The organism is Gracilibacillus salitolerans (assembly GCF_009650095.1).
Classification (GTDB): domain Bacteria; phylum Bacillota; class Bacilli; order Bacillales; family Amphibacillaceae; genus Gracilibacillus; species Gracilibacillus salitolerans.
The window spans coordinates 3224500-3246999 of sequence record NZ_CP045915.1 but is presented as its reverse complement, the minus strand read 5'-3'; the positions used below and the strand labels follow the sequence as shown (position 1 = coordinate 3246999).

At 40.0% G+C, this 22500-nt stretch carries 15 protein-coding genes, 3 rRNA genes, 2 riboswitches and 1 other annotated feature; of the genes, 13 read left to right on the top strand and 5 right to left on the bottom strand.

Translation table 11 applies throughout. The features are described from left to right. Position 1: 1 nt before the first annotated feature. A riboswitch (SAM riboswitch) is annotated at positions 2 to 106 on the bottom strand. A 162-nt stretch (positions 107 to 268) separates the two neighbouring features. Beyond that, positions 269 to 370: riboswitch (SAM riboswitch) on the top strand. A 119-nt stretch (positions 371 to 489) separates the two neighbouring features. Beyond that, on the top strand, positions 490 to 1587 hold the full coding sequence (locus tag GI584_RS15610) for an inorganic phosphate transporter (protein WP_228552252.1): 1098 nt from the start codon (positions 490 to 492) through the stop codon (positions 1585 to 1587). Then, on the top strand, positions 1547 to 2296 hold the full coding sequence (gene cobA, locus GI584_RS15605; protein ID WP_153791780.1) for a uroporphyrinogen-III C-methyltransferase: 750 nt from the start codon (positions 1547 to 1549) through the stop codon (positions 2294 to 2296). The genes GI584_RS15610 and cobA overlap by 41 nt, the downstream gene beginning before the upstream one ends. A gap of 85 nt (positions 2297 to 2381) precedes the next feature. Here the strand turns inward: cobA and GI584_RS15600 are convergent, their stop codons facing one another. Next, positions 2382 to 2648 carry a hypothetical protein gene (locus GI584_RS15600; RefSeq protein WP_100359851.1) on the bottom strand — a complete coding sequence of 89 codons (267 nt, stop codon included), beginning with the start codon at positions 2646 to 2648 and terminating at the stop codon, positions 2382 to 2384. Between the two features lie 119 nt (positions 2649 to 2767). Here GI584_RS15600 and GI584_RS15595 point away from each other — a divergent pair, with 119 nt between their 5' ends. Then, positions 2768 to 3199 carry a cell wall hydrolase gene (locus tag GI584_RS15595; RefSeq protein ID WP_100359852.1) on the top strand — a complete coding sequence of 144 codons (432 nt, stop codon included), beginning with the start codon at positions 2768 to 2770 and terminating at the stop codon, positions 3197 to 3199. Positions 3200 to 3345: 146 nt separating this feature from the next. Here the strand turns inward: GI584_RS15595 and GI584_RS15590 are convergent, their stop codons facing one another. Then, positions 3346 to 4818, bottom strand: a complete 1473-nt coding sequence (locus tag GI584_RS15590; RefSeq protein ID WP_153791779.1) for an MDR family MFS transporter — start codon at positions 4816 to 4818, stop codon at positions 3346 to 3348. A gap of 125 nt (positions 4819 to 4943) precedes the next feature. On the opposite strand from GI584_RS15590, the gene GI584_RS15585 reads away from it, so the two are divergent. Both GI584_RS15585 and GI584_RS15580 read left to right on the top strand, forming a co-directional pair. After that, a complete protein-coding gene (locus tag GI584_RS15585; RefSeq protein WP_153791778.1) occupies positions 4944 to 6095 on the top strand; it encodes a serine hydrolase domain-containing protein in 1152 nt (383 codons plus the stop codon). Between the two features lie 11 nt (positions 6096 to 6106). Beyond that, the gene (locus tag GI584_RS15580; RefSeq protein WP_153791777.1) at positions 6107 to 6895 is read left to right on the top strand and encodes an alpha/beta hydrolase; all 789 of its coding nucleotides are present in this window, start codon (positions 6107 to 6109) and stop codon (positions 6893 to 6895) included. Between the two features lie 166 nt (positions 6896 to 7061). Here the strand turns inward: GI584_RS15580 and GI584_RS15575 are convergent, their stop codons facing one another. Further along, entirely contained in the window at positions 7062 to 8063 is a 1002-nt protein-coding gene (locus GI584_RS15575; RefSeq protein WP_100359856.1) for an LLM class flavin-dependent oxidoreductase, read from the bottom strand. Between the two features lie 79 nt (positions 8064 to 8142). Here GI584_RS15575 and GI584_RS15570 point away from each other — a divergent pair, with 79 nt between their 5' ends. Beyond that, on the top strand, positions 8143 to 8502 hold the full coding sequence (locus tag GI584_RS15570) for a DUF488 domain-containing protein (protein WP_153791776.1): 360 nt from the start codon (positions 8143 to 8145) through the stop codon (positions 8500 to 8502). A gap of 56 nt (positions 8503 to 8558) precedes the next feature. Here the strand turns inward: GI584_RS15570 and GI584_RS15565 are convergent, their stop codons facing one another. Both GI584_RS15565 and ilvB read right to left on the bottom strand, forming a co-directional pair. After that, a complete protein-coding gene (locus GI584_RS15565; protein WP_018934369.1) occupies positions 8559 to 8759 on the bottom strand; it encodes a cold-shock protein in 201 nt (66 codons plus the stop codon). A gap of 163 nt (positions 8760 to 8922) precedes the next feature. Continuing rightward, positions 8923 to 10608, bottom strand: coding sequence for a biosynthetic-type acetolactate synthase large subunit (ilvB, locus tag GI584_RS15560; RefSeq protein ID WP_153791775.1), 1686 nt, complete (start codon positions 10606 to 10608; stop codon positions 8923 to 8925). A 199-nt stretch (positions 10609 to 10807) separates the two neighbouring features. On the opposite strand from ilvB, the gene rlmN reads away from it, so the two are divergent. From rlmN to GI584_RS15525, 7 genes are all read left to right on the top strand, one after another. Continuing rightward, entirely contained in the window at positions 10808 to 11881 is a 1074-nt protein-coding gene (gene rlmN, locus GI584_RS15555) for a dual-specificity RNA methyltransferase RlmN (protein WP_153791774.1), read from the top strand. 311 nt (positions 11882 to 12192) lie between these two features. Then, entirely contained in the window at positions 12193 to 13851 is a 1659-nt protein-coding gene (locus GI584_RS15550) for a glycoside hydrolase family 13 protein (RefSeq protein WP_153791773.1), read from the top strand. Between the two features lie 78 nt (positions 13852 to 13929). After that, positions 13930 to 14144 (top strand) — a binding site (T-box leader). A gap of 85 nt (positions 14145 to 14229) precedes the next feature. After that, entirely contained in the window at positions 14230 to 16647 is a 2418-nt protein-coding gene (leuS, locus tag GI584_RS15545; RefSeq protein WP_153791772.1) for a leucine--tRNA ligase, read from the top strand. A 359-nt stretch (positions 16648 to 17006) separates the two neighbouring features. Further along, a 16S ribosomal RNA gene (locus tag GI584_RS15540) occupies positions 17007 to 18569 on the top strand. 184 nt (positions 18570 to 18753) lie between these two features. Beyond that, a 23S ribosomal RNA gene (locus tag GI584_RS15535) occupies positions 18754 to 21668 on the top strand. A gap of 76 nt (positions 21669 to 21744) precedes the next feature. Further along, positions 21745 to 21861, top strand: a 5S ribosomal RNA gene (gene rrf / locus GI584_RS15530). Together the 16S, 23S and 5S rRNA genes form the textbook arrangement of a ribosomal RNA operon. A gap of 130 nt (positions 21862 to 21991) precedes the next feature. Further along, positions 21992 to 22468, top strand: a complete 477-nt coding sequence (locus GI584_RS15525) for an ASCH domain-containing protein (protein ID WP_153791771.1) — start codon at positions 21992 to 21994, stop codon at positions 22466 to 22468. The last annotated feature ends 32 nt before the right edge of the window (positions 22469 to 22500 follow it).

The following is a 22500-nucleotide window of genomic DNA, read 5'->3' as shown; positions in this document are numbered from 1 at the left end:
TCTCTTATCTTTGGTAAATGTACCGTCTGGATTTAGCACCATACAATTGCTATTGCTGGTTGCTGAGGTGTCATCGGGCCAGTCCCTACACCTCTCTCGATAAGATATTCATTTTATGGAAATATAATACAAACAGCATACAACATAAAGGAAATAATTACAAGTCAAATCTCAAAAAAATATTTATATGGAATCTATTGACAATTGATGAAGAATAGCTTATAGTATGTACATCATTAACATTGGAAGAAAATGAAAATAACATATTATCTTATCAGGAGAGAAGGAGGGATCTGGCCCTGTGAATTCTCAGCAACAGGCTACCAAAGCACTGTGCTACATCCAGCAGGTTTCACTTGACAGATAAGAGGAAAACTCCTACTTCATCGTCAAGTAGGAGTTTTTTTGTTTATAATCCGAGTTTTCCTATTGGTATATATGAAATGAAAATAATATCACTGATTTTAGTGGTGAAAGTTGGGATCTGAGATGTTAGCAATCATTGCGATATTAGCTGCTTGTCTGTTTGCATTTAACATTGGAGCAAGTGGTTCAGCAGCTAGCATGAGTATTACGTACGGTACTAAAGTAATCAAGCAACGTAAGTACGCGTTAATCATTGCGGGGATAGGTGCCATTACTGGTGCCGTACTTGGAGGTCATCATGTTACAAATACTCTTGGAAAAGGAATCATCTCCGAAGAAATTTTAGATGTAAAAATTGCTTGTATTATTTTAGTCGTATCGGGATTTACATTATTAATTACTAATTACATTGGGATTCCGTTATCTACGAGTGAGGTGACAGTGGGTGCGATTATTGGAGTTGGTCTCAGTTATAAACAATTGAATCTTCATACAATTTTACTGATTATTGGTTTCTGGATAATTATACCTGTTGCAGCTTTTTTAATAACACTGTGCCTTGAAAAAATCAGGAAAAGTCTAAATAATAAAATTAATTACCAACCTCCAGTAAAGGTTTTAACGTTTTTATTATTTTTAACTGGTATAATAGAAGCAATTGCTGCTGGTATGAACAATGTAGCGAATGCTTTAGGACCGTTAGTAGGTGCGGGGATTACATCGATGGAAATGGGTTTACCTTTGATGGCGGTAATTGTAGCATTAGGAAGTATTTTGTTTGGTGGTAGAGTGTTAGAAACGAATGCCAAAAAAATTACTTCTCTAACTTTAGGCAATGGTATTGTGATTTCCGGTGCTACCGGAGGACTTGTAGTAGCTGCCTCCTTACTGGGCATTCCAATCCCGATGACACAAGTAACGACATCGGCAATAGTCGGTATAAATGCTAGTAACCATTTTAAAGAAGTTTGGAAACAAAAAATAATCCATCAAATAGCAAAAGTGTGGATTACATCTCCGATTGTATCGTTAATTATTGCCTTTGGCTTGACAGAAATATTAGTTCAACAAAGTTTTGATCAAGTGATACTTCTAACATTAGCTATTATCGCTACTTTTATATTAGTGAGATTTCGAGAAAAACCAGCAAAAGTAAATACAAAAAAAGGATGGGATCAACATGGGGAAAGTTTACTTAGTGGGAGCAGGACCAGGAGATGAAGAATTAATTACTGTCAAGGGATTGCGTGCTATACAAGAAGCAGATGTCATCCTGTATGATCGATTAGTAAACCACTCATTATTAAATCATGCCACAGAGAAGGCGGAATTGATTTTCTGTGGGAAAGAACCACGTAAACATGGATTAATTCAAGAAAAAATAAATGAGCAACTTATTTACTATGCCTCTAAAGGAAAAATCGTAACAAGATTAAAAGGGGGAGATCCATTTATATTCGGCAGAGGTGGGGAGGAAGCGATTCACCTTGAAGAAAATCAGATTGATTATGAAGTAGTACCAGGAATTACTTCCGGAATAAGTGCTGCGGCATATGCTGGAATTCCACTCACGCATCGTCATATAAGTGGATCGGTAAGTTTTATTAATGGTTCCAACCCCGAAGCCAAAACAGACGAACAATGGCATTATATGGCAAATGGAGCTGATACATTGTGTTTTTATATGGGAATAAAAAAGTTCCCTATTATCTGTGAAAAATTAAAAAATGCAGGGTTAAGTAAGACTACTCCTGTCTCTATTATCCATTGGGGGACTTTACCACACCAGAAAACAATTGTTGCCGATTTAGAAACGATCTCAGATAGGTTGGATGAAATCAGTAACCCCTCTTTAATTGTCATAGGTGAAGTAGTTCGACTTCGAGAACAAATTAATTGGTTTAAGGAATCTTCAGAAGCATTGATTTAAAAAAGCTCTGACGTTGGAGTAAGACACCTTTGAATTAAGCTTTCTTACCTTCTTTGGATAAAATGACTAGTTATGCTTAGCATAACTAGTCATTTTTGATAACATTCATAATTTGTTCTTGATCTTTTTCCCAATCCCATTGTGGATTTATCCGATCAATAAATTGTTGGAGCTGTTTTTCTGACAAATCTTTTTTACCATTTGAGTTGTTTAGATAGGATTTAAGTTCCCATTCTCCACCTTTTTTGTTTTCGAGAGTTCTCCACCTTACTGTAAATATATAATCATTTCCATTAATATCAGCATGAATTAATAAGATATCCTTGTGTAAGATGAAATTACTAAGTTTCATAACAAAGCACCTCCTGAGTAAAGTATACCATATAATGAAAGGTTACATTATTGATTCTATATTTGGACATTCAATCTTTTTATTTGCTTGAATATAAAGGGAATAGAGGAGGAATGAGAATGGCTGTAATAAAAAGTAATGAGGCAGATGTGAAACTATTAGCGCGATTAATGAGAGCAGAAGCAGAAGGTGACGGTCAACTTGGTATGTTAATGGTTGGCAACGTTGGTGTAAATCGAGTGAAAGCTCGTTGCTTGGATTTTGAAGATATTAATTCGGTCAATCGAATGGTATACCAAAGTCCAGGAGGTTTTGAAGCAACACAAAAGGGATACTTTTACCAAAGGGCAAGAGAAAAAGATATACGTTTAGCAAGAAAGTCAATCAATGGAGAACGTAATCATCCGGCAAGTTATGCCTTATGGTTTTTTGAACCTGAAGGAAGTTGTCCGGCACAATGGTTTGGACAATGGAATGTAGGACGTTTTAAGAGCCATTGTTTTTATAATCCAACAGAAGCAGATTGTCCTAGCGTATTTGGGACCTTTTAACATATTGTTATACAATGCTGTTTGAATAGTCTCGCTTGCCCAGTTGCAGAAAATAAAACAGACTAAAGTATACAAGTGTTTCATTTAGCAGAAACACTTGTATACTTTTTCAATTCTTAAGATACTAAGATACTTTATTTTCTGTTTTACTTTTCGATTGTTACTTTTGGAAAGAACCATAGAATGACAAAGGTTAAAGTTCCAATCATAAATAATCCAGTGTATACAGTGTGCAAAGCATAGGTTAAACCATCCTGCATTGATGCCAATGTTTCAGGAGAAATCGTTTCTCGCATTCCTTCATCTAACAACATATCTGTATTGGCAATTTCAAGATCTTCCCCACTTTGCTGGTAGAAATGATTTAATCGCATATTTAATATTCCACCAAGAAAAGCCGCGCCGACCGCACTACCAATAATCCGCATAAACATATTAAGGGATGTCGCCACCCCTCTTTCGTACCAAGAGACAGTATTTTGGATCGAGACGATAAAGGTTGTGGAAGATAACCCCATTCCGACACCAACGATAAATGAGCTGATACCTGCATAGATTGGTCCTTTATCTGCATCTAATAGAAAGAATAAAAAAGTACCGAGAAATAAAGCAAATCCGCCTGCAAATGCTGTTAATCGGAACCCTATTCGTAATACAAGATGTCCAGCAAGCGTTGCAGAAATTGGCCATCCAATTGATAAAGTACTTAACGTAAAACCAGCAACAATTGCAGATTCACCCATAACTCCTTGAACATAAGTAGGAAGAAAACTAGAAAGTCCGAGGGTTATCATCCCGGAAAGCAAAGTTGCGATATTCGCAATTACAATCAACTTATTTTTCCATAAAGCAAGTGGCATCATGGGTGAGGTAGCTTTTTGTTCATGCCATAGAAAGATGGCCGTACAGATTACAAAAATAAGTAACAAACTAATGCTTTCAGGTGATATCCAAGCCCAGCTCGTTCCAGCCTGTACAAAAACAATAATCAAGCAGGAGATAGCGATAAAAAATAAACTGGAACCAAGATAATCAATGGATTTTCTCTCTGTATCAACTTCTTCGTGGAAAAAGATAATAACCCCTATTAGACCGATAATTCCAATCGGTATATTCATCCAGAAGATCCATGCCCAATCAATAAATTGAACAATAATTCCTCCAAGTAATGGACCTATCACAGATGAGATCCCCCATACACTGGCTAAGTATCCTTGGACCTTTGCTCTTTCTTCCACGGTATACATATCCCCTACAATAGTAGTAACAATCGGTTGAATCGCACCTGCTCCAAGTCCCTGAATCAGACGAAATACGATCAGTGCACCCATGGTAGGTGCAAGTCCACAAAGAATCGACCCAAGTAAAAAGATAATGACTCCAATAATGAAAATAGGTTTTCTTCCAAACAGATCAGCTAATTTTCCATATATCATTGTAGTAACAGCTTGCATTAATAAGAAACTTGAAAATACCCAACTGTATAAAGAAAAACCGCCCAAATCAGCCACAATATTTGGCATTGCAGTTGCGATAATTGTTCCTTCAATTGCAGCCATAAACATGGATGAAACAAGGGAAGCCAGTACCAGTGGTCGTTTCGTAAGTTTTTCTGCCATGATTTTCCGTCCTTTTTCCTAATGTGTTTCTATTGTATCAGAATTTAGCCAATATGTTTGAAAAAGCAAATCATTAACTATTGTGGTAAAATAAAGAAAGCGATAACAAGATAGGGGTGATGCTTATGTTAAAGAATCGATTAGATGATTTACTGAAGGATTTTAGAGATAAAGGACCAGCAGGTGTAGCGTTATCTGTCAAAAAAGAAAAACTATCTATCTACGAAAATTATGTTGGGTATGCGGATTTAAATAAGCAAAAAGAGATTAATGACAAAACGCTTTATCGTATTTACTCTATGTCTAAAGTAGTAACGTGTGTAGCAGGGCTACAACTTTTTGAACGGGGAAAGATTTTGTTGACTGACCCACTCTCTGCTTATCTACCAGAATTTAAAGATATGCATGTATTTGAGAATGGACAACTGGTTAAAGCAAATCAGGAAATCACGATCAAGGATTTGTTTACGATGACTTCTGGATTAACATACGGTGGCAAACAAACAGAAGTAGAGAGACTGACGAGTAAAGTGATGGCAGAAGTTAGAGATGAAGAGAGTTCTGCTGAGATGTCCAAACTGCGGTTATTGGCTAAAAAACTAAGTGATAATCCTTTAGAATTTCATCCAGGTACACATTGGAAATATGGTCTTAGTCACGATGTGCTTGGAGCACTAATTGAAGAAGTAAGTGGTATGTCATTTGGGGAATATTTGGCTGAAAATATATTCCGACCGTTAGGCATGAATGATACTTTTTTTAAAATCCCTTTGGCCAAAAAACACCGACTAGCAACATTATATGATCGTAAAGATACCGGTGAATTAGTAGAGAATACGTGGCTAGATAGTGATGCTGAACCGATCGCAGTATTTGAAAGTGGTGGTGCAGGGCTTCATTCAACACTGGCAGATTATCATCAATTTGCTCATTGTTTAGCATTAGGTGGAACAATGGATGATGTAACTATTTTAAGTAAGTATTCGATTGAGTTAATGGCTCAAAACCATTTACCGAATGAATTACTACGAGAATTAGGCTGGAATGATGAAAATGGTTATGGTTATGGCTTAGGCGTACGAGTCATGATCGATCAGACAAAAGGCGGAAGTAACAGTTCCATTGGTGAGTTTGGCTGGTCAGGCTTGGCTGGTACATATGTATTTATCGACCCGACAGAAAAAATATCTGCTGTTTATATGCAGCAAATGTTACCAAACTTTGAGGCTTATCATCAGCCAAGAATTCGAAATGTCATTTATGGCGCAATCAATTAAGGAGGGGTTTTATGGCACTAATCAAATGCGATTTTTTTTCGGAAGTATTAACAATCAGTACATCCATGACAGTGATTTTACCGGAAGAAACAACTAGTCAAATTGGGCTTAAAAATAATCGGTCAGATGGCAAAATACCTGTTTTGTATTTGTTACATGGCTTTAGTGATGATCATACGATCTGGTCAAGACGTACATCGATTGAAAGATATGCAGCTGAATATGGAATTGCCGTCGTCATGCCTCAAGTTGATCATAGTTTTTACGCAGATATGCAATACGGTAAAAAGTATTGGAAGTTTATTTCTAATGAATTACCACGAATTGCTCGTTCTTTTTTTCCGTTATCAACAAAGAGAGAAGATAATTTCGTTGCAGGCTTATCCATGGGAGGTTATGGTGCTTTTAAATGGGCGCTGCGTAAACCGGAGCAATTTGCTGCAGCAGCCAGCTTATCCGGTGTATTAGATATAGCCACACATGTTAAAAAAACTAGGGAAGAAGAAGATCCGGTAGGCAATGCAATTTATCAAGTTTATGGCGCCCAAGACCTTAACGGGACTGATCATGATCTATTTGCTGTTGTGCAAAATTTGCTGGCGAGTGGTCAAGAACTACCGCAATTATTTCTAGCTTGTGGTACAGAGGATTATTTATGGGAGGATAATCAGAAATTTCATCAATTTGCAGAAGAGAATAATCTTCCTCTTCTACATACTTTCTCAAGAGGAACTCACGATTGGGGATATTGGGATGAAAAAATCAAAGAAGTATTAGCATGGTTACCGATTAAAAAATAGACTTTGAACATACAGAGATTAATTACAAATCTACTAAGGGTAAATAAAGATTTGTTGAATAAACTTCGCGAAAAATAAAATAACATTCTTTACCCAAAGCATAAGTATTCAAAAAAGACTACACACGTTCCATAAAATAGAGGAACGTGTGTAGTGCTATTAAGAATTAAATATGAACAATATCAGATACGATTTGGTAAGAATTTTTACGTTCTTCATGATCATAAATTTGCGAATTAATAATCACTTCATCTGCATCTGTTTCTTCGATAAATGTTGCTAATTTATCTCTCACCACATCTTTATCTCCGATAATAGTTGATTTGCTATTGACTGATTTTTCAACAGATGCTTTTTCATAGATGGTCCATTCTTGTTCAATATCATCAATCGGCGGCATTAGTTGGGAAGGTTCTCCACGTACCATTGACAAGAATTGCTGTTGTTGGGAAGTTGCTAACCATTTTGCTTTTTCAGTCGTTTCAGCTGCGATAATGTTTACACCAACCATTGCATTTGGCTTACTAAGTTGATTCGATGGTGTAAAACGATCTCGATATAAGCGTAATGCCGGTAATGTATAATCAGGTGAAAAATGGCTTGCGAATGCAAAAGGCAGTCCTTTTTCTGCAGCTAGGCGAGCACTAAAGTCACTTGAACCGAGTAACCATAATGGCACGTTTGCGTCTTTACCAGGTACTGCTTTTACTCTAGCTGTACCAGCAAAATAGGATTCTAATTCTTCTACTTGATGTGGAAAATCTTCCGGACTACTGTTTAAGGTGCGTCTTAGAGCATAAGCAGTTGCTTGATCACTCCCAGGCGCACGTCCTAAGCCTAAATCAATTCTTTCCGGATATAATGCATCGAGCGTTCCAAATTGCTCGGCAATAACTAACGGTGCATGATTGGGAAGCATAATACCCCCTGCACCTACGCGGATTTTATCTGTGTGACTAGCTATATGACTGATAGCGAGTGATGTAGCAGAACTGGCAATACCAGGCATATTATGATGTTCTGCCAACCAATAGCGGTGGTATCCTAATTTTTCTGCGTGCTGTGCTAAGTCTGCACTATTTTGAAAAGATAAAGAAGCATCATGTCCATGCAAGACAGGTGCTAAGTCTAATATTGAAAATGTAACATTGGAAAAAATATTGTCCATGTGATCACTCCTTATTTACTTGAGCATGTAAGAAATGATACGCTCAAAAATAGGAGAGGTCTAATATTTTGCTTAGGGGGTGTTATCCATTCATTTAAAGCGTGTTTATGACGAAGTAAGGGAAGATGACGGTTTTCGAATACTTGTTGATCGGGTTTGGCCTCGAGGGGTATCAAAGGATAGGGCGCAGATAGATGTATGGTTAAAAGAAATTGGTCCTTCTCCTAAGTTAAGGAAATGGTTTCAGCATGACCGTGCTAAATTTGAGCAGTTTAAACAATTGTACATAAAAGAATTAAGGAATGATCCAGCAAAAAGGGAAGCGTTAGATCAATTAAGGACCTATTATAAACACCATGAGCATAACATAACATTAGTGTATGCCGCGAGGGAGCAAGATTATAATCATGTAGTCATACTGAAGGAGTTAATTTCTTAACGATAAAAAAACGCTTATGCTAAAAAGCATAAGCGTTTTTTCTGTTAAGCGCTAAATTAGTTTTTTACTACGTTAGCTGCTTGTGGTCCACGATTACCTTCTTCGATATCGAAAGTTACGCTTTGACCTTCTTCAAGTGTCTTAAAGCCTTCGCCTTGGATAGCAGAGAAGTGTACGAATACGTCGTCTTGTCCTTCTACTTCGATAAATCCAAAACCTTTGTCTGCGTTAAACCATTTTACTGTACCTTGTACCATATTTCTTTTCCTCCTAGTGTGAACCGTTCACACAATTGTATTACTATTCTTGCTCTTGCCTCAAAACGAAAACTTAACGTTACGATACTTGAAGGTGTCATCGAACAAAATAGCTAAGGCAATTATAGCAAGTTAAAATTCAAATTGCAAGTCAATGTTAAAATTAATTATGGTTTTGTTTTCTTCTTTTCATTTGATCTAGATTTCCATCTATTGCATCTGTATTATTTCCACCAGGTGGCACAATAGGATAGACATTTACTTCTTCTTCAATAATAAAATCTAATACCGCCGGCTGCATAGACGCAAAAGCTTTCCTAATAATTTTCTTTGCTTCTGTTTTATTCGAAGCTCGATATCCTTTGACACCAAAACTGTCTGCAAATGTTAGAAAATCAGGAGAACTAATTTTTACCTGAGAATATTTATTTTTATAAAATAGTTGCTGCCATTGTCGTACCATACCTAAATACCCGTTCCGCAAAATAATTATTTTTATATTTAGGTTATGACGTGCAACATGATAAAGCTCCTGAATATTCATTTGAATACTGCCATCACCAGTGAAACATACAATTGTTTGCTCTTTTTTCCCTACTGCAGCGCCTATTGCAGCTGGTAATCCATAACCCATTGTTCCAAAACCGCCAGAAGTTAGCAATTGTCGAGGGCGGCGAAATGGAAAATGCAGTGCGGTCCACATTTGATGCTGACCTACATCAGTGGCTACAATTGTATTTTTACCAGCATATTGGTCTATTATACGGATAATATCATCGGGTTTTAACTTGCTGGTAGAAGATGAAAACTGTGGTGAGCTTTTTCTCCAATTCACTACTTCTTCAGTCCAATGTTCTGAATCATAGTTATTTAATTGACTCATCATAGCAGTTAATACGGGTTTAATATCACTAATAATTGGTATATCAACCTGAATGTTCTTGTTCACTTCGGCTGGATCTATATCTACTTGGATTTTAATGGAATGAGGTGAAAAGCCTTTCGCTTTACCTGTAATTCGATCACTAAAGCGCACTCCTAAGCAAATAAGTACATCACAACGATGTACAGCACGATTAGCAGCGAATGTTCCGTGCATGCCTACCATACCTAAATGAAGCGGATGATTAACATCGATGGCACCTAATCCCATTAATGTGCTTGTAAAAGGGATGTTTGTTTGACTTATAAGCGTTTCGAGAATGTGATAGGAACCTGAACTGATCACACCACCACCAATTAATAAAAGCGGTTTTCGAGCTCTTTTAATTTGCTGAACTGCTTTATTAAGTTGTGGCAGAGGGATGGACGGAAGTCCTTTCTCGGTAGTGTATAGCTCTCGATAATGAATGGGTTGTGAATCGAACTGTTCTACTTGCTGATTGGAGAATTCGATAATAACTGTACCTTTCCGGCCAGTACTTGCAATTTGACCTGCTGCCTTGATAATAGATGGAAAGTCTTCAGGATGTTCGATCTGAAAGTAATGTTTACTTATTGGTTTGGTCAATGTTGCGATGTCAAGGCACTCATCTTTCGAATTTGTTTTTTGAATAAAGACTAAAAGTGGTACGCTATCTAATTGGGCAGTTGCTATACCAGTTATCGCATTGGTAATACCGAAATCCGTTGTGATAAAAGCAACACCAGTTTTGCCTGTAGAACGAGCGTAACCATCTGCTGCATGAATAATGGATTGCTCATGTGTTAATTGTTGGTGTAAGATATCTTTGTCATATTTAAACAATAGTGACTGAAATACGGACCCAAATACGGTGTCCACTCCGATATTTTTTAATGATTGTGTAAAATAGGATCCAGCACGGACAGCTTTATGTTTTCGTTGCATTGTGAATTCATCCCTTTACCTTTTTCATTTTATTGTAATGTGCTTTTAACTCGTCATCCGTGATGTTTATCACGTAACGTAAACGTATATAGTAACAATACATAAATCTTGCCAGACAAAAATGATCTTGTTATTACTTAGGAAATTTAGTATGATGTATTGATGGAAACAAGAGCTATTATGGAAATGAGGGATTCAGATGAAAAGCTCGATTTATTCATTGACATTTGATCAACTTCAAGAATGGTTAATAGAACATGGTCAAAAGAAATTCCGTGCCAAACAAGTTTGGAATTGGTTATATAAAAAGAGAGTGAATACATTTGCAGAAATGTATAATTTAAATACAGATTGTCAATTGGTATTAGAAGAAAACTTTTATTTAGGTACATTAGAACAAGAAATAAAACAAGAATCGACGGATGGGACGATTAAATTTTTGTTTAAGCTTTCCGATGGTAATTTAATTGAGACGGTATTAATGAAATTTAGTTATGGTTATTCTGTCTGTGTTACGACACAAGTTGGCTGTAATATCGGCTGTTCATTTTGTGCGAGTGGTTTATTAACGAAGAACCGTGATCTTTCTGCCGGCGAAATCGTAGAGCAGATTATGAAGGTGCAAAAACATCTAGATGCAAAAGGCAAAGACGAACGTGTCAGTCATATCGTTGTTATGGGTATTGGGGAACCATTCGATAATTACGACAATACCATGGACTTTTTAAGAATCGTAAACGATCAAGAAGGGCTTTCTATTGGAGCACGACATATTACCGTTTCAACCAGTGGTTTAGCAAAACGAATGTATGATTTTGCAGATGAAAATTTACAAGTGAATCTGGCACTTTCATTACATGCACCAAATAATGAATTACGAACAAGAATTATGAAAATCAATAAAGCTTTTCCATTAGAAAAATTAATGCCAGCAATTGATTATTATTTAGAAAAAACCAATCGCAGGATTACATTTGAATATATTTTGCTAAAAGATGTAAATGACCATAAAGAAGAAGCAAAACAGTTAGCATCCTTATTAAAAGACAAGCGACATTTATCCTATGTGAATTTAATTCCATATAACCCTGTTGATGAACATAATCAATATGATAGAAGTGAGAAGAAGGCAATTTTAGATTTTTATCAAGTATTATTAGAAAATGGTATCAACTGTGGCGTCCGTGTTGAACATGGTACAGATATTGATGCAGCTTGTGGCCAACTTCGTAGTAAACAAATTAAAAAAGATAAAGAAAAACAAAAAGCGTAGAAGGGTATCCATTCAGGGTACTCTTTTTTGGCATCAAGTCTATATGAAAGGATACGGGTGTTAATAATAGAGCGAATGTATTCTGGGGAGGGTGAACAAGTTTTCAAATATGCAAACGATTGCTTTGTGTATGCAGTATAACATCATATTCATTAAATGCTATTGACAGAAACTTATTACATGATAATATTATATGTATGCAATCGCTTGCGCGTAATCATATAGAGAACTTAGAAGTTTCTTGCTCATTACTCAAAGAGAAATAGGAAGCAGCAAAGAGACCTATCGTATATATTAGAGGGGGTTATTTTATGAACAGAAAATGGTGGAAAGAAGCAATAGCATATCAAATTTACCCACGCAGTTTTATGGACTCGAACGGAGACGGAATTGGGGATTTACAAGGTGTTGTTTCAAAACTTGATTATTTAAAAGATCTTGGTATCGATGTGATTTGGATCAGTCCTATCTATCAATCACCAAATGATGATAATGGATACGATATCAGTGACTATAAAGAGATTATGGATGACTTTGGAACAATGAAAGATTTCGATCTACTTCTAGATGAAGTACATAACCGTGATATGAAGTTGATTATGGATTTAGTGATAAATCATACTTCGGATGAACATAAATGGTTTATTGAGTCCCGGTCATCTAGAGACAATCCATATCGTGATTATTATATATGGCACCCTGGAAAAGATGGTGAAGTGCCGAATAACTGGGAATCTATTTTTGGTGGTTCTGCATGGCAATACGATGAGAAAACAAGTGAATATTACATGCATGTATTTTCTACGAAACAACCTGATTTAAATTGGGAAAACCCAGATGTCAGACGTGATCTTTATTCTATGGTAAATTGGTGGCTAAATAAAGGGATAGATGGTTTCAGAGTGGACGCGATTTCTCATATAAAAAAAGTAACAGGGTTTCCTGATATGCCAAACCCCGAAAATAAAAAATATGTACCTTCTTTCGACGGCCACATGAATCGACCTGGAATTGATCAGTTTTTAAAAGAATTTGCGAAAGCAACCATTCATAATTATGATATTATGACGGTTGGTGAAGCGAATGGTGTAACAGTAGAAGATGCTGAACAATGGGTCGGTGAAGAGGAAGGGTACTTTGATATGATTTTTCAATTTGAGCACTTAGGACTGTGGGATATGAGTGAAGAAGGTGGTATGGATATCCACAGATTAAAAAAGACCATTACTAAGTGGCAGAAAGGCTTGGAAGGTGTAGGATGGAATGCGCTTTTTTTAGAAAATCATGATCAGGCTCGTTCGGTTTCGACTTGGGGAAATGACGACGAATATCACGTGCAGTCGGCGAAATGTTTAGCTACTATGTTTTTCTTTATGCAAGGCACGCCTTTCATTTATCAAGGGCAAGAAATCGGGATGACAAATGTACAATTTAATTCAATTGATGATTATAATGATGTAGCGATCAAGAATATGTATCGTAACGAGATTGCTGAAGGTAAATCACACGAAGAAATTATGAGAAAGATATGGAAGAGTGGTCGAGATAATTCTAGAACACCTATGCAATGGAATGATGATACAAACGGAGGGTTTTCAACTGGAATACCATGGTTGAAAATAAATCCAAACTACAAGGAAATCAATGTTGCAGCCCAGAAAGAAGATCCAACTTCTATTTTGAATTTTTACAAAAAAATGATTGCTGCTCGAAAGCAATATGATGTTTTCGTATATGGTAGCTATGAACTCGAATTAGCTAATCATGATCAAGTATATGCCTATTCACGTAACCATGGGGATCATGGTGCATTTATTTTAACGAACCTGTTTGGTACGGAGGCTGAAGTAAGCATTCCTGTACATGTTCTAGAAAATTCACCTAAACTGGTATTAACAAATATGAAAGGTGAAGAGTTATCTGAAACCATGATTTTACAACCACACGAAGCAAAGGTTTATATCTGGTAGTCAAGAGACTCTTGACAAAATTCAGACATTTCTTTAAACTATCATAAAGTATAACAGATAATGTATCAACAGATCATATAAATGACGATGAAGAGGAATAGTAGTAAGAAGATTAGGCTAAGAGAGGTGACGTTTGGTGCGAGTCATCCCTATCTTGTTACGAACTCGCCTCAGATGTTATAAAAGTGAACAGTATAGTAGCTTTTGTCGTTGTCCGCGTTAAGGATTTTAAGTGGGTGTTAATTTTAACACTAATGTTGGGTGGTACCGCGGGAATCTCTCTCGTCCCATTGTGGGATTAGGGGGATTTTTTTGTGTTTAAGAACATACGTTTTTAGTCTACGTATTTACATAAAGGTTCGAAGGAGGAAGTAGAATATGTCGTTTGATCATACGAAAATAGAAGAAAAATGGCGCAATTATTGGATGAAAAATAAAACTTTTGCAACGGATGCTAGGTCGAATAAGGATAAGTTTTATGCGTTAGACATGTTCCCTTATCCGTCAGGTGCAGGGTTGCATGTTGGACACCCCGAAGGCTATACAGCAACAGACATTTTATCAAGAATGAAGCGAATGCAAGGGTATGAAGTATTACATCCAATTGGATGGGATGCGTTTGGTTTACCAGCCGAGCAATATGCCTTAGATACAGGAAATGACCCGGCAGATTTTACGGAACAAAATATTAATACTTTCCGTAGACAAATTCAAGAATTGGGTTTTTCTTATGACTGGGATCGTGAAGTTAATACAACCGATCCGAATTATTATAAATGGACACAATGGATTTTCTTGAAATTATATGAAAAAGGGTTAGCTTATATCGATGAAGTACCCGTAAACTGGTGCCCAGCATTGGGGACCGTGCTTGCTAATGAAGAAGTAATAGATGGAAAAAGTGAGCGTGGCGGACATCCGGTTGAACGTAAGCCAATGAAGCAATGGATGCTAAAAATTACTGCATATGCTGAGCGCTTATTGGAAGATTTAGATGAGTTAGATTGGCCTGAAAGTATTAAAGACATGCAACGAAACTGGATTGGTCGCTCAGAAGGTGCTGAAGTAACCTTTAATATAGATGGTCATGATGCGTCATTTTCTGTTTTCACAACGAGACCTGATACTTTATTTGGTGCAACGTATGCTGTGTTAGCGCCAGAACATCCACTTGTGAACAAAGTGGTTTCGGCAGAGCAACAGGATGAAGTAGAAATTTATCTAGATAAAGTGAAGACAAAAAGTGACCTTGAACGTACAGATCTTGCTAAAGATAAAACTGGTGTATTTACGGGAGCTTATGCGATTAATCCAATTAACGGTAAGAAACTTCCTATTTGGGTAGCTGATTACGTATTAATGACATATGGATCTGGGGCTATCATGGCAGTACCTGCGCATGATGAGCGTGATTATGAGTTTGCTAAGAAATTCAACCTTGAGATTATCCCTGTCTTAGAAGGTGGCAGTACAGACGAAGAAGCTTTTACAGGGGATGGCCCACACATTAACTCTGACTTTTTGAATGGTTTAAATAAAGAAGAAGCTATCGCAAAGGCGATTGATTGGTTAGAAGATAATAATGTAGGAGAGCGTAAAGTAACGTATCGCCTTCGAGATTGGTTATTTAGTCGTCAACGTTATTGGGGCGAACCGATTCCGATTATCCATTGGGAAGACGGCTCCATGTCAGCAGTTCCTGAGAAAGACTTGCCATTAGTGCTACCGAAAACATCTGAAATTAAACCTTCTGGCACAGGGGAATCACCTCTCGCTAATATCGAGAATTGGGTACGTGTGACAGATCCAGAAACAGGAATGGAAGGTCGTCGTGAAACGAATACGATGCCTCAATGGGCAGGAAGTTGCTGGTATTTCTTGCGTTATGTTGATCCGCATAATCCAGAAAAACTTGCCGACTTTGATACATTAAAAGAATGGTTACCGGTGGATGTCTATATCGGTGGTGCTGAACATGCTGTATTACACTTGTTGTATGCGCGTTTCTGGCATAAGTTTTTATTTGATATCGGTGTTGTCCCAACTAAAGAACCATTTCAAAAGCTGTTTAACCAAGGTATGATTCTTGGTGAAAATAATGAAAAAATGAGTAAGTCCAAAGGGAATGTAGTAAACCCAGACGAAATTGTCCTTACGCATGGTGCGGATACTTTAAGACTTTATGAAATGTTTATGGGTCCACTAGATGCTTCTGTCGCTTGGAGTACGAATGGTTTAGATGGTGCAAGACGATTCTTAGATCGTGTGTGGCGATTGTTTGTAACTGACGATCATCAGTTGTCTAATAAAGTAACTGAAGTAGAACGTTCTGATGATTTAGAAAAAATCTATCATGAGACAGTAAAAGTAGTAACACAAAATTTTGAGGATTTACGTTTTAATACCGGGATTTCGCAAATGATGGTATTTATTAATGAGGCATATAAAGCGGATGAAATTCCGCGAGTGTATGCTGAAGGGATTGTGAAGTTGTTATCACCAGTAGCTCCACACTTAGCAGAGGAGATCTGGAAGTTACTTGGACATGATGATACATTAGCATATGATGCATGGCCTACATTTGATGAATCTAAATTAGAGGAAAACGAAGTCGAGATAGTTATTCAAATTATGGGTAAAGTTCGTGCGAAGATAATGGTTGATAAAAATGCCTCTAAAGATGAAATTGAACAAACAGCATTGGAACAAGAGTCTATCAAAGAACGTATTGAAGGAAAAACTGTTCGCAAAGTAATTGTAGTACCTGGTAAGTTAGTGAATATTGTTGCGAACTAAATTAAAGGCTTTTCTTCGGTAAATAAGAACTACAAACCCGTTTCTATTATTGGAAACGGGTTTGTTCATTCGTGTTCTGTAGAAAATCAAATGTAAACTATTCAATTTTTATGTATAATTTGATGGAATCTTATAAATAATAAAGTTGGTGAAATAGTATTGACTTTTTATTGAATAGTATGTATCATTGTAAAAGTTGACTCATTAAAAGAGTTTAAAAGTTGTTGACAGGTAAATAACCATTTGATATAATTTATTTGTCGCTTCAAAAAGACGTTGATCTTTGAAAACTGAACAAAACAACCAGTATGATTTTAAACATGAAACAAGCTAGCTTATAGAAGCGAGCGCAAGTCAACTTTATTGAGAGTTTGATCTTGGCTCAGGACGAACGCTGGCGGCGTGCCTAATACATGCAAGTCGAGCGCGGGAAGCAAAAAGATCTCTTCGGAGTGATATTTGTGGAACGAGCGGCGGACGGGTGAGTAACACGTGGGCAACCTGCCTGTAAGACTGGGATAACTCCGGGAAACCGGGGCTAATACCGGATAATACTTTTCTTCGCATGAAGGAAAGTTGAAAGATGGCCTTTGGCTATCACTTACAGATGGGCCCGCGGCGCATTAGCTAGTTGGTGAGGTAAGAGCTCACCAAGGCAACGATGCGTAGCCGACCTGAGAGGGTGATCGGCCACACTGGGACTGAGACACGGCCCAGACTCCTACGGGAGGCAGCAGTAGGGAATCTTCCGCAATGGACGAAAGTCTGACGGAGCAACGCCGCGTGAACGAAGAAGGTTTTCGGATCGTAAAGTTCTGTTGTTAGGGAAGAACAAGTACCGTTCAAATAGGGCGGTACCTTGACGGTACCTATCGAGGAAGCCCCGGCTAACTACGTGCCAGCAGCCGCGGTAATACGTAGGGGGCAAGCGTTGTCCGGAATTATTGGGCGTAAAGCGCGCGTAGGCGGTTTCTTAAGTCTGATGTGAAATCTTGCGGCTCAACCGCAAGCGGTCATTGGAAACTGGGGAACTTGAGTGCAGAAGAGGAGAGCGGAATTCCACGTGTAGCGGTGAAATGCGTAGATATGTGGAGGAACACCAGTGGCGAAGGCGGCTCTCTGGTCTGTAACTGACGCTGAGGTGCGAAAGCGTGGGGAGCGAACAGGATTAGATACCCTGGTAGTCCACGCCGTAAACGATGAGTGCTAGGTGTTAGGGGGTTTCCGCCCCTTAGTGCTGCAGTTAACGCAATAAGCACTCCGCCTGGGGAGTACGGCCGCAAGGCTGAAACTCAAAAGAATTGACGGGGGCCCGCACAAGCGGTGGAGCATGTGGTTTAATTCGAAGCAACGCGAAGAACCTTACCAGGTCTTGACATCTTCGGATGTCCCTAGAGATAGGGAGTTCCCTTCGGGGACCGAATGACAGGTGGTGCATGGTTGTCGTCAGCTCGTGTCGTGAGATGTTGGGTTAAGTCCCGCAACGAGCGCAACCCTTGATCTTAGTTGCCAGCATTAAGTTGGGCACTCTAAGGTGACTGCCGGTGACAAACCGGAGGAAGGTGGGGATGACGTCAAATCATCATGCCCCTTATGACCTGGGCTACACACGTGCTACAATGGATGGAACAAAGGGCAGCGAAGCGGCAACGCATTAGCAAATCCCATAAATCCATTCTCAGTTCGGATTGCAGGCTGCAACTCGCCTGTATGAAGCCGGAATCGCTAGTAATCGTGGATCAGCATGCCACGGTGAATACGTTCCCGGCCTTGTACACACCGCCCGTCACACCACGAGAGTTGGCAACACCCGAAGTCGGTGGGGTAACCTTTGGAGCCAGCCGCCGAAGGTGGGGCCAATGATTGGGGTGAAGTCGTAACAAGGTAGCCGTATCGGAAGGTGCGGCTGGATCACCTCCTTTCTAAGGATTAAAGGAACACCTTTTTTACAAGGTGCAAAAAAACATACTGCGTTGTTTGGTTCAGTTTTGAGAGATCAATTCTCTCTCTATTATGTACCTTGAAAACTAGATAAGAGTATGACAAGACATCAAACAAAAACCAACGACTTTTTCATGCGTTAAGCATAGTAAGTATTGTAAGTATAGTTAAGTGAAGAAGGGCGCACGGTGGATGCCTTGGCACTAGGAGCCGAAGAAGGACGGGACAAACACCGATATGTCTCGGGGAGCCGTACGTAGGCATTGATCCGAGAATTTCCGAATGGGGAAACCCTCTACTCGTCATGGAGTAGAACGTACATCTGAATTCATAGGATGTACGAGGCAGACCCGGGGAACTGAAACATCTCAGTACCCGGAGGAAGAGAAAGCAAACGCGATTTCCCGAGTAGCGGCGAGCGAAACGGAATTAGCCCAAACCAAAAAGCTTGCTTTTTGGGGTTGTAGGACACTCCATTGGAGTTATCAAGAAACACATTAGACGAAGCGGTCTGGAACGACCCGCGACAGAAGGTAAGAGCCCTGTAGTCGAAAGTGTGTTTCCTCCGGAGTGGATCCTGAGTACGGCGGAACACGTGAAATTCCGTCGGAATCCGGGAGGACCATCTCCCAAGGCTAAATACTACCTAGTGACCGATAGTGAACCAGTACCGTGAGGGAAAGGTGAAAAGCACCCCGGAAGGGGAGTGAAAGAGATCCTGAAACCGTGTGCCTACAAGTAGTCGGAGCCCTTTCATGGGTGACGGCGTACCTTTTGTAGAATGGACCGGCGAGTTACGATCCCCTGCAAGGTTAAGTGGAAGACACGGAGCCGCAGCGAAAGCGAGTCTGAATAGGGCGATATAGTAGGTGGTCGTAGACCCGAAACCGTGTGATCTACCCATGTCCAGGGTGAAGGTCAGGTAACACTGACTGGAGGCCCGAACCCACGTATGTTGAAAAATGCGGGGATGAGGTGTGGGTAGGGGTGAAATGCCAATCGAACACGGAGATAGCTGGTTCTCTCCGAAATAGCTTTAGGGCTAGCCTCAAGGGATGTATGTTGGAGGTAGAGCACTGATTGGACTAGGGGCCCTCACCGGGTTACCGAATTCAGTCAAACTCCGAATGCCAATCATATTACCTTGGGAGTCAGACTATGGGTGATAAGGTTCATAGTCGAAAGGGAAACAGCCCAGACCGTCAGCTAAGGTCCCCAAGTATACGTTAAGTGGAAAAGGATGTGGCGTTGCTTAGACAACCAGGATGTTGGCTTAGAAGCAGCCATCATTTAAAGAGTGCGTAATAGCTCACTGGTCGAGTGACGCTGCGCCGAAAATATACCGGGGCTAAACGTATCACCGAAGCTACGGATTGTTCTTCGAACAATGGTAGGAGAGCGTTCTAAGTGCAGTGAAGTCAGACCGTGAGGACTGGTGGAGCGCTTAGAAGTGAGAATGCCGGTATGAGTAGCGAAAAAAGAAGTGAGAATCTTCTTCACCGAATGCCTAAGGTTTCCTGAGGAAGGCTCGTCCGCTCAGGGTTAGTCGGGGCCTAAGCCGAGGCCGAAAGGCGTAGGCGATGGACAACAGGTTGATATTCCTGTACCACCCAATTCCGTTTGAGTGATGGGGGGACGCAGAAGGATAAGGAATGCGCACCATTGGATGTGTGCGTCGAAGCAGTAAGAGCGTCAGATAGGCAAATCCGTCTGGCAAGCTTGAGCTGTGATCGGGAGGGGAAATAGAGTACCGAAGTTCCGGATTTCACGCTGCCAAGAAAAGCCTCTAGCAAGGAAAAGGGTGCCCGTACCGCAAACCGACACAGGTAGGCGAGGAGAGAATCCTAAGGTGATCGGGAGAACTCTCGTTAAGGAACTCGGCAAAATGACCCCGTAACTTCGGGAGAAGGGGTGCTCCTTTAAGGAGGAGCCGCAGTGAAAAGGCCCAAGCGACTGTTTAGCAAAAACACAGGTCTCTGCGAAGCCGAAAGGCGAAGTATAGGGGCTGACACCTGCCCGGTGCTGGAAGGTTAAGGGGATGCGTTAGCATTAGCGAAGCGTTGAACCGAAGCCCCAGTAAACGGCGGCCGTAACTATAACGGTCCTAAGGTAGCGAAATTCCTTGTCGGGTAAGTTCCGACCCGCACGAAAGGTGCAACGACTTGGGCACTGTCTCAACGAGAGACCCGGTGAAATTATACTATGCGTGAAGATGCGCATTACCCGCGACAGGACGGAAAGACCCCGTGGAGCTTTACTGTAGCCTGATATTGAATGTTGGTACAGCTTGTACAGGATAGGTGGGAGCCTGAGAAACGTGAGCGCTAGCTTACGTGGAGGCGCCGGTGGGATACCACCCTGGCTGTATTGACCTTCTAACCCAGAACCGTGATCCGGTTCGGAGACAGTGTCAGGTGGGCAGTTTGACTGGGGCGGTCGCCTCCCAAAATGTAACGGAGGCGCCCAAAGGTTCCCTCAGAATGGTTGGAAATCATTCGTAGAGTGTAAAGGCAGAAGGGAGCTTGACTGCGAGACCTACAAGTCGAGCAGGGACGAAAGTCGGGCTTAGTGATCCGGCGGTACCGAATGGAAGGGCCGTCGCTCAACGGATAAAAGCTACCCCGGGGATAACAGGCTTATCTCCCCCAAGAGTCCACATCGACGGGGAGGTTTGGCACCTCGATGTCGGCTCATCGCATCCTGGGGCTGTAGTCGGTCCCAAGGGTTGGGCTGTTCGCCCATTAAAGCGGTACGCGAGCTGGGTTCAGAACGTCGTGAGACAGTTCGGTCCCTATCCGTCGTGGGCGTTGGAAGTTTGAGAGGAGCTGTCCTTAGTACGAGAGGACCGGGATGGACATACCGCTGGTGCACCAGTTGTTCCGCCAGGAGCATCGCTGGGTAGCTACGTGTGGAAGGGATAAGTGCTGAAAGCATCTAAGCATGAAGCCCCCCTCAAGATGAGACTTCCCATCTATTCGATAGAGTAAGATCCCTCAGAGACGATGAGGTAGATAGGTTCGAGGTGGAAGCATGGTGACATGTGCAGCTGACGAATACTAATCGATCGAGGACTTAACTATATATACTTTGTTTGATCTTGTTTCATCACTCTTATCTAGTTTTTAGGGTATATCCCTTATACATCATCATACAGAGTCTGGTAGCGATAGCGGAGAGGTCACACCTGTTCCCATGCCGAACACAGTAGTTAAGCTCTCCAGCGCCCATGGTAGTTGGGGCTCGCGCCCCTGCAAGAGTAGGACGTTGCCAAGCAATTGAAAAACTTCTTAGTCATTGGACTAGGGAGTTTTTATTATATGAAAAAAGACAAATACGAAGCCTTACAGTGGTTCTTAAAGCAATTTTGTAGGTCAATTTATTAAAAATAAAAGGTGGAACTTAAATGTCACAGGAAAGAATAGACGAATATTGGCGTCAATTTAAAAAGATATCTCCAAATGCACCTGATACATATGATGCCTGGCCATTCGGATCAAGCAAACAACATGCTGATGACCTTGCTCAATTAGTTTTAGAAGGTAAAAAGACAGCAACATCTTCTAATTATATAATGTATCAAGTTGAGAGTGACTCGATACCTTATGTTGGGCTTTATAATATAATTTTAGATGGAAATGATGCGCCAGTTGCAATACTCAAAACTGTCGAAGTAAATATTATGCCATTCGAAGAGGTATCTGAGGAACACGCATACTTAGAAGGAGAAGGAGATCGTAGCTTAAAATATTGGCGTAAAGTTCATCAAGCTTTTTTTGAGAGGGAACTTAATGAAATCAATCAAACGTTTAACGAGCAAATATTAGTTGTATGTGAACGTTTTGAATTAGTGTACCCTATAATCGGGAAAAATCTAGACTAGGCATAAAGCTGAAGTCTAGATTTTTAATATGC

Coding starts and splice junctions, on each gene's coding strand:
- GI584_RS15525 (WP_153791771.1), top strand. CDS start 21,992: ATGTCACAGGAAAGAATAGACGAATATTGGCGTCAATTTAAAAAGATA.
- GI584_RS15600 (WP_100359851.1), bottom strand. CDS start 2,648: ATGAAACTTAGTAATTTCATCTTACACAAGGATATCTTATTAATTCAT.
- GI584_RS15595 (WP_100359852.1), top strand. CDS start 2,768: ATGGCTGTAATAAAAAGTAATGAGGCAGATGTGAAACTATTAGCGCGA.
- ilvB (WP_153791775.1), bottom strand. CDS start 10,608: ATGCAACGAAAACATAAAGCTGTCCGTGCTGGATCCTATTTTACACAA.
- GI584_RS15610 (WP_228552252.1), top strand. CDS start 490: ATGTTAGCAATCATTGCGATATTAGCTGCTTGTCTGTTTGCATTTAAC.
- rlmN (WP_153791774.1), top strand. CDS start 10,808: ATGAAAAGCTCGATTTATTCATTGACATTTGATCAACTTCAAGAATGG.
- GI584_RS15565 (WP_018934369.1), bottom strand. CDS start 8,759: ATGGTACAAGGTACAGTAAAATGGTTTAACGCAGACAAAGGTTTTGGA.
- GI584_RS15575 (WP_100359856.1), bottom strand. CDS start 8,063: ATGGACAATATTTTTTCCAATGTTACATTTTCAATATTAGACTTAGCA.
- leuS (WP_153791772.1), top strand. CDS start 14,230: ATGTCGTTTGATCATACGAAAATAGAAGAAAAATGGCGCAATTATTGG.
- GI584_RS15550 (WP_153791773.1), top strand. CDS start 12,193: ATGAACAGAAAATGGTGGAAAGAAGCAATAGCATATCAAATTTACCCA.
- GI584_RS15590 (WP_153791779.1), bottom strand. CDS start 4,818: ATGGCAGAAAAACTTACGAAACGACCACTGGTACTGGCTTCCCTTGTT.
- GI584_RS15580 (WP_153791777.1), top strand. CDS start 6,107: ATGGCACTAATCAAATGCGATTTTTTTTCGGAAGTATTAACAATCAGT.
- cobA (WP_153791780.1), top strand. CDS start 1,547: ATGGGGAAAGTTTACTTAGTGGGAGCAGGACCAGGAGATGAAGAATTA.
- GI584_RS15585 (WP_153791778.1), top strand. CDS start 4,944: ATGTTAAAGAATCGATTAGATGATTTACTGAAGGATTTTAGAGATAAA.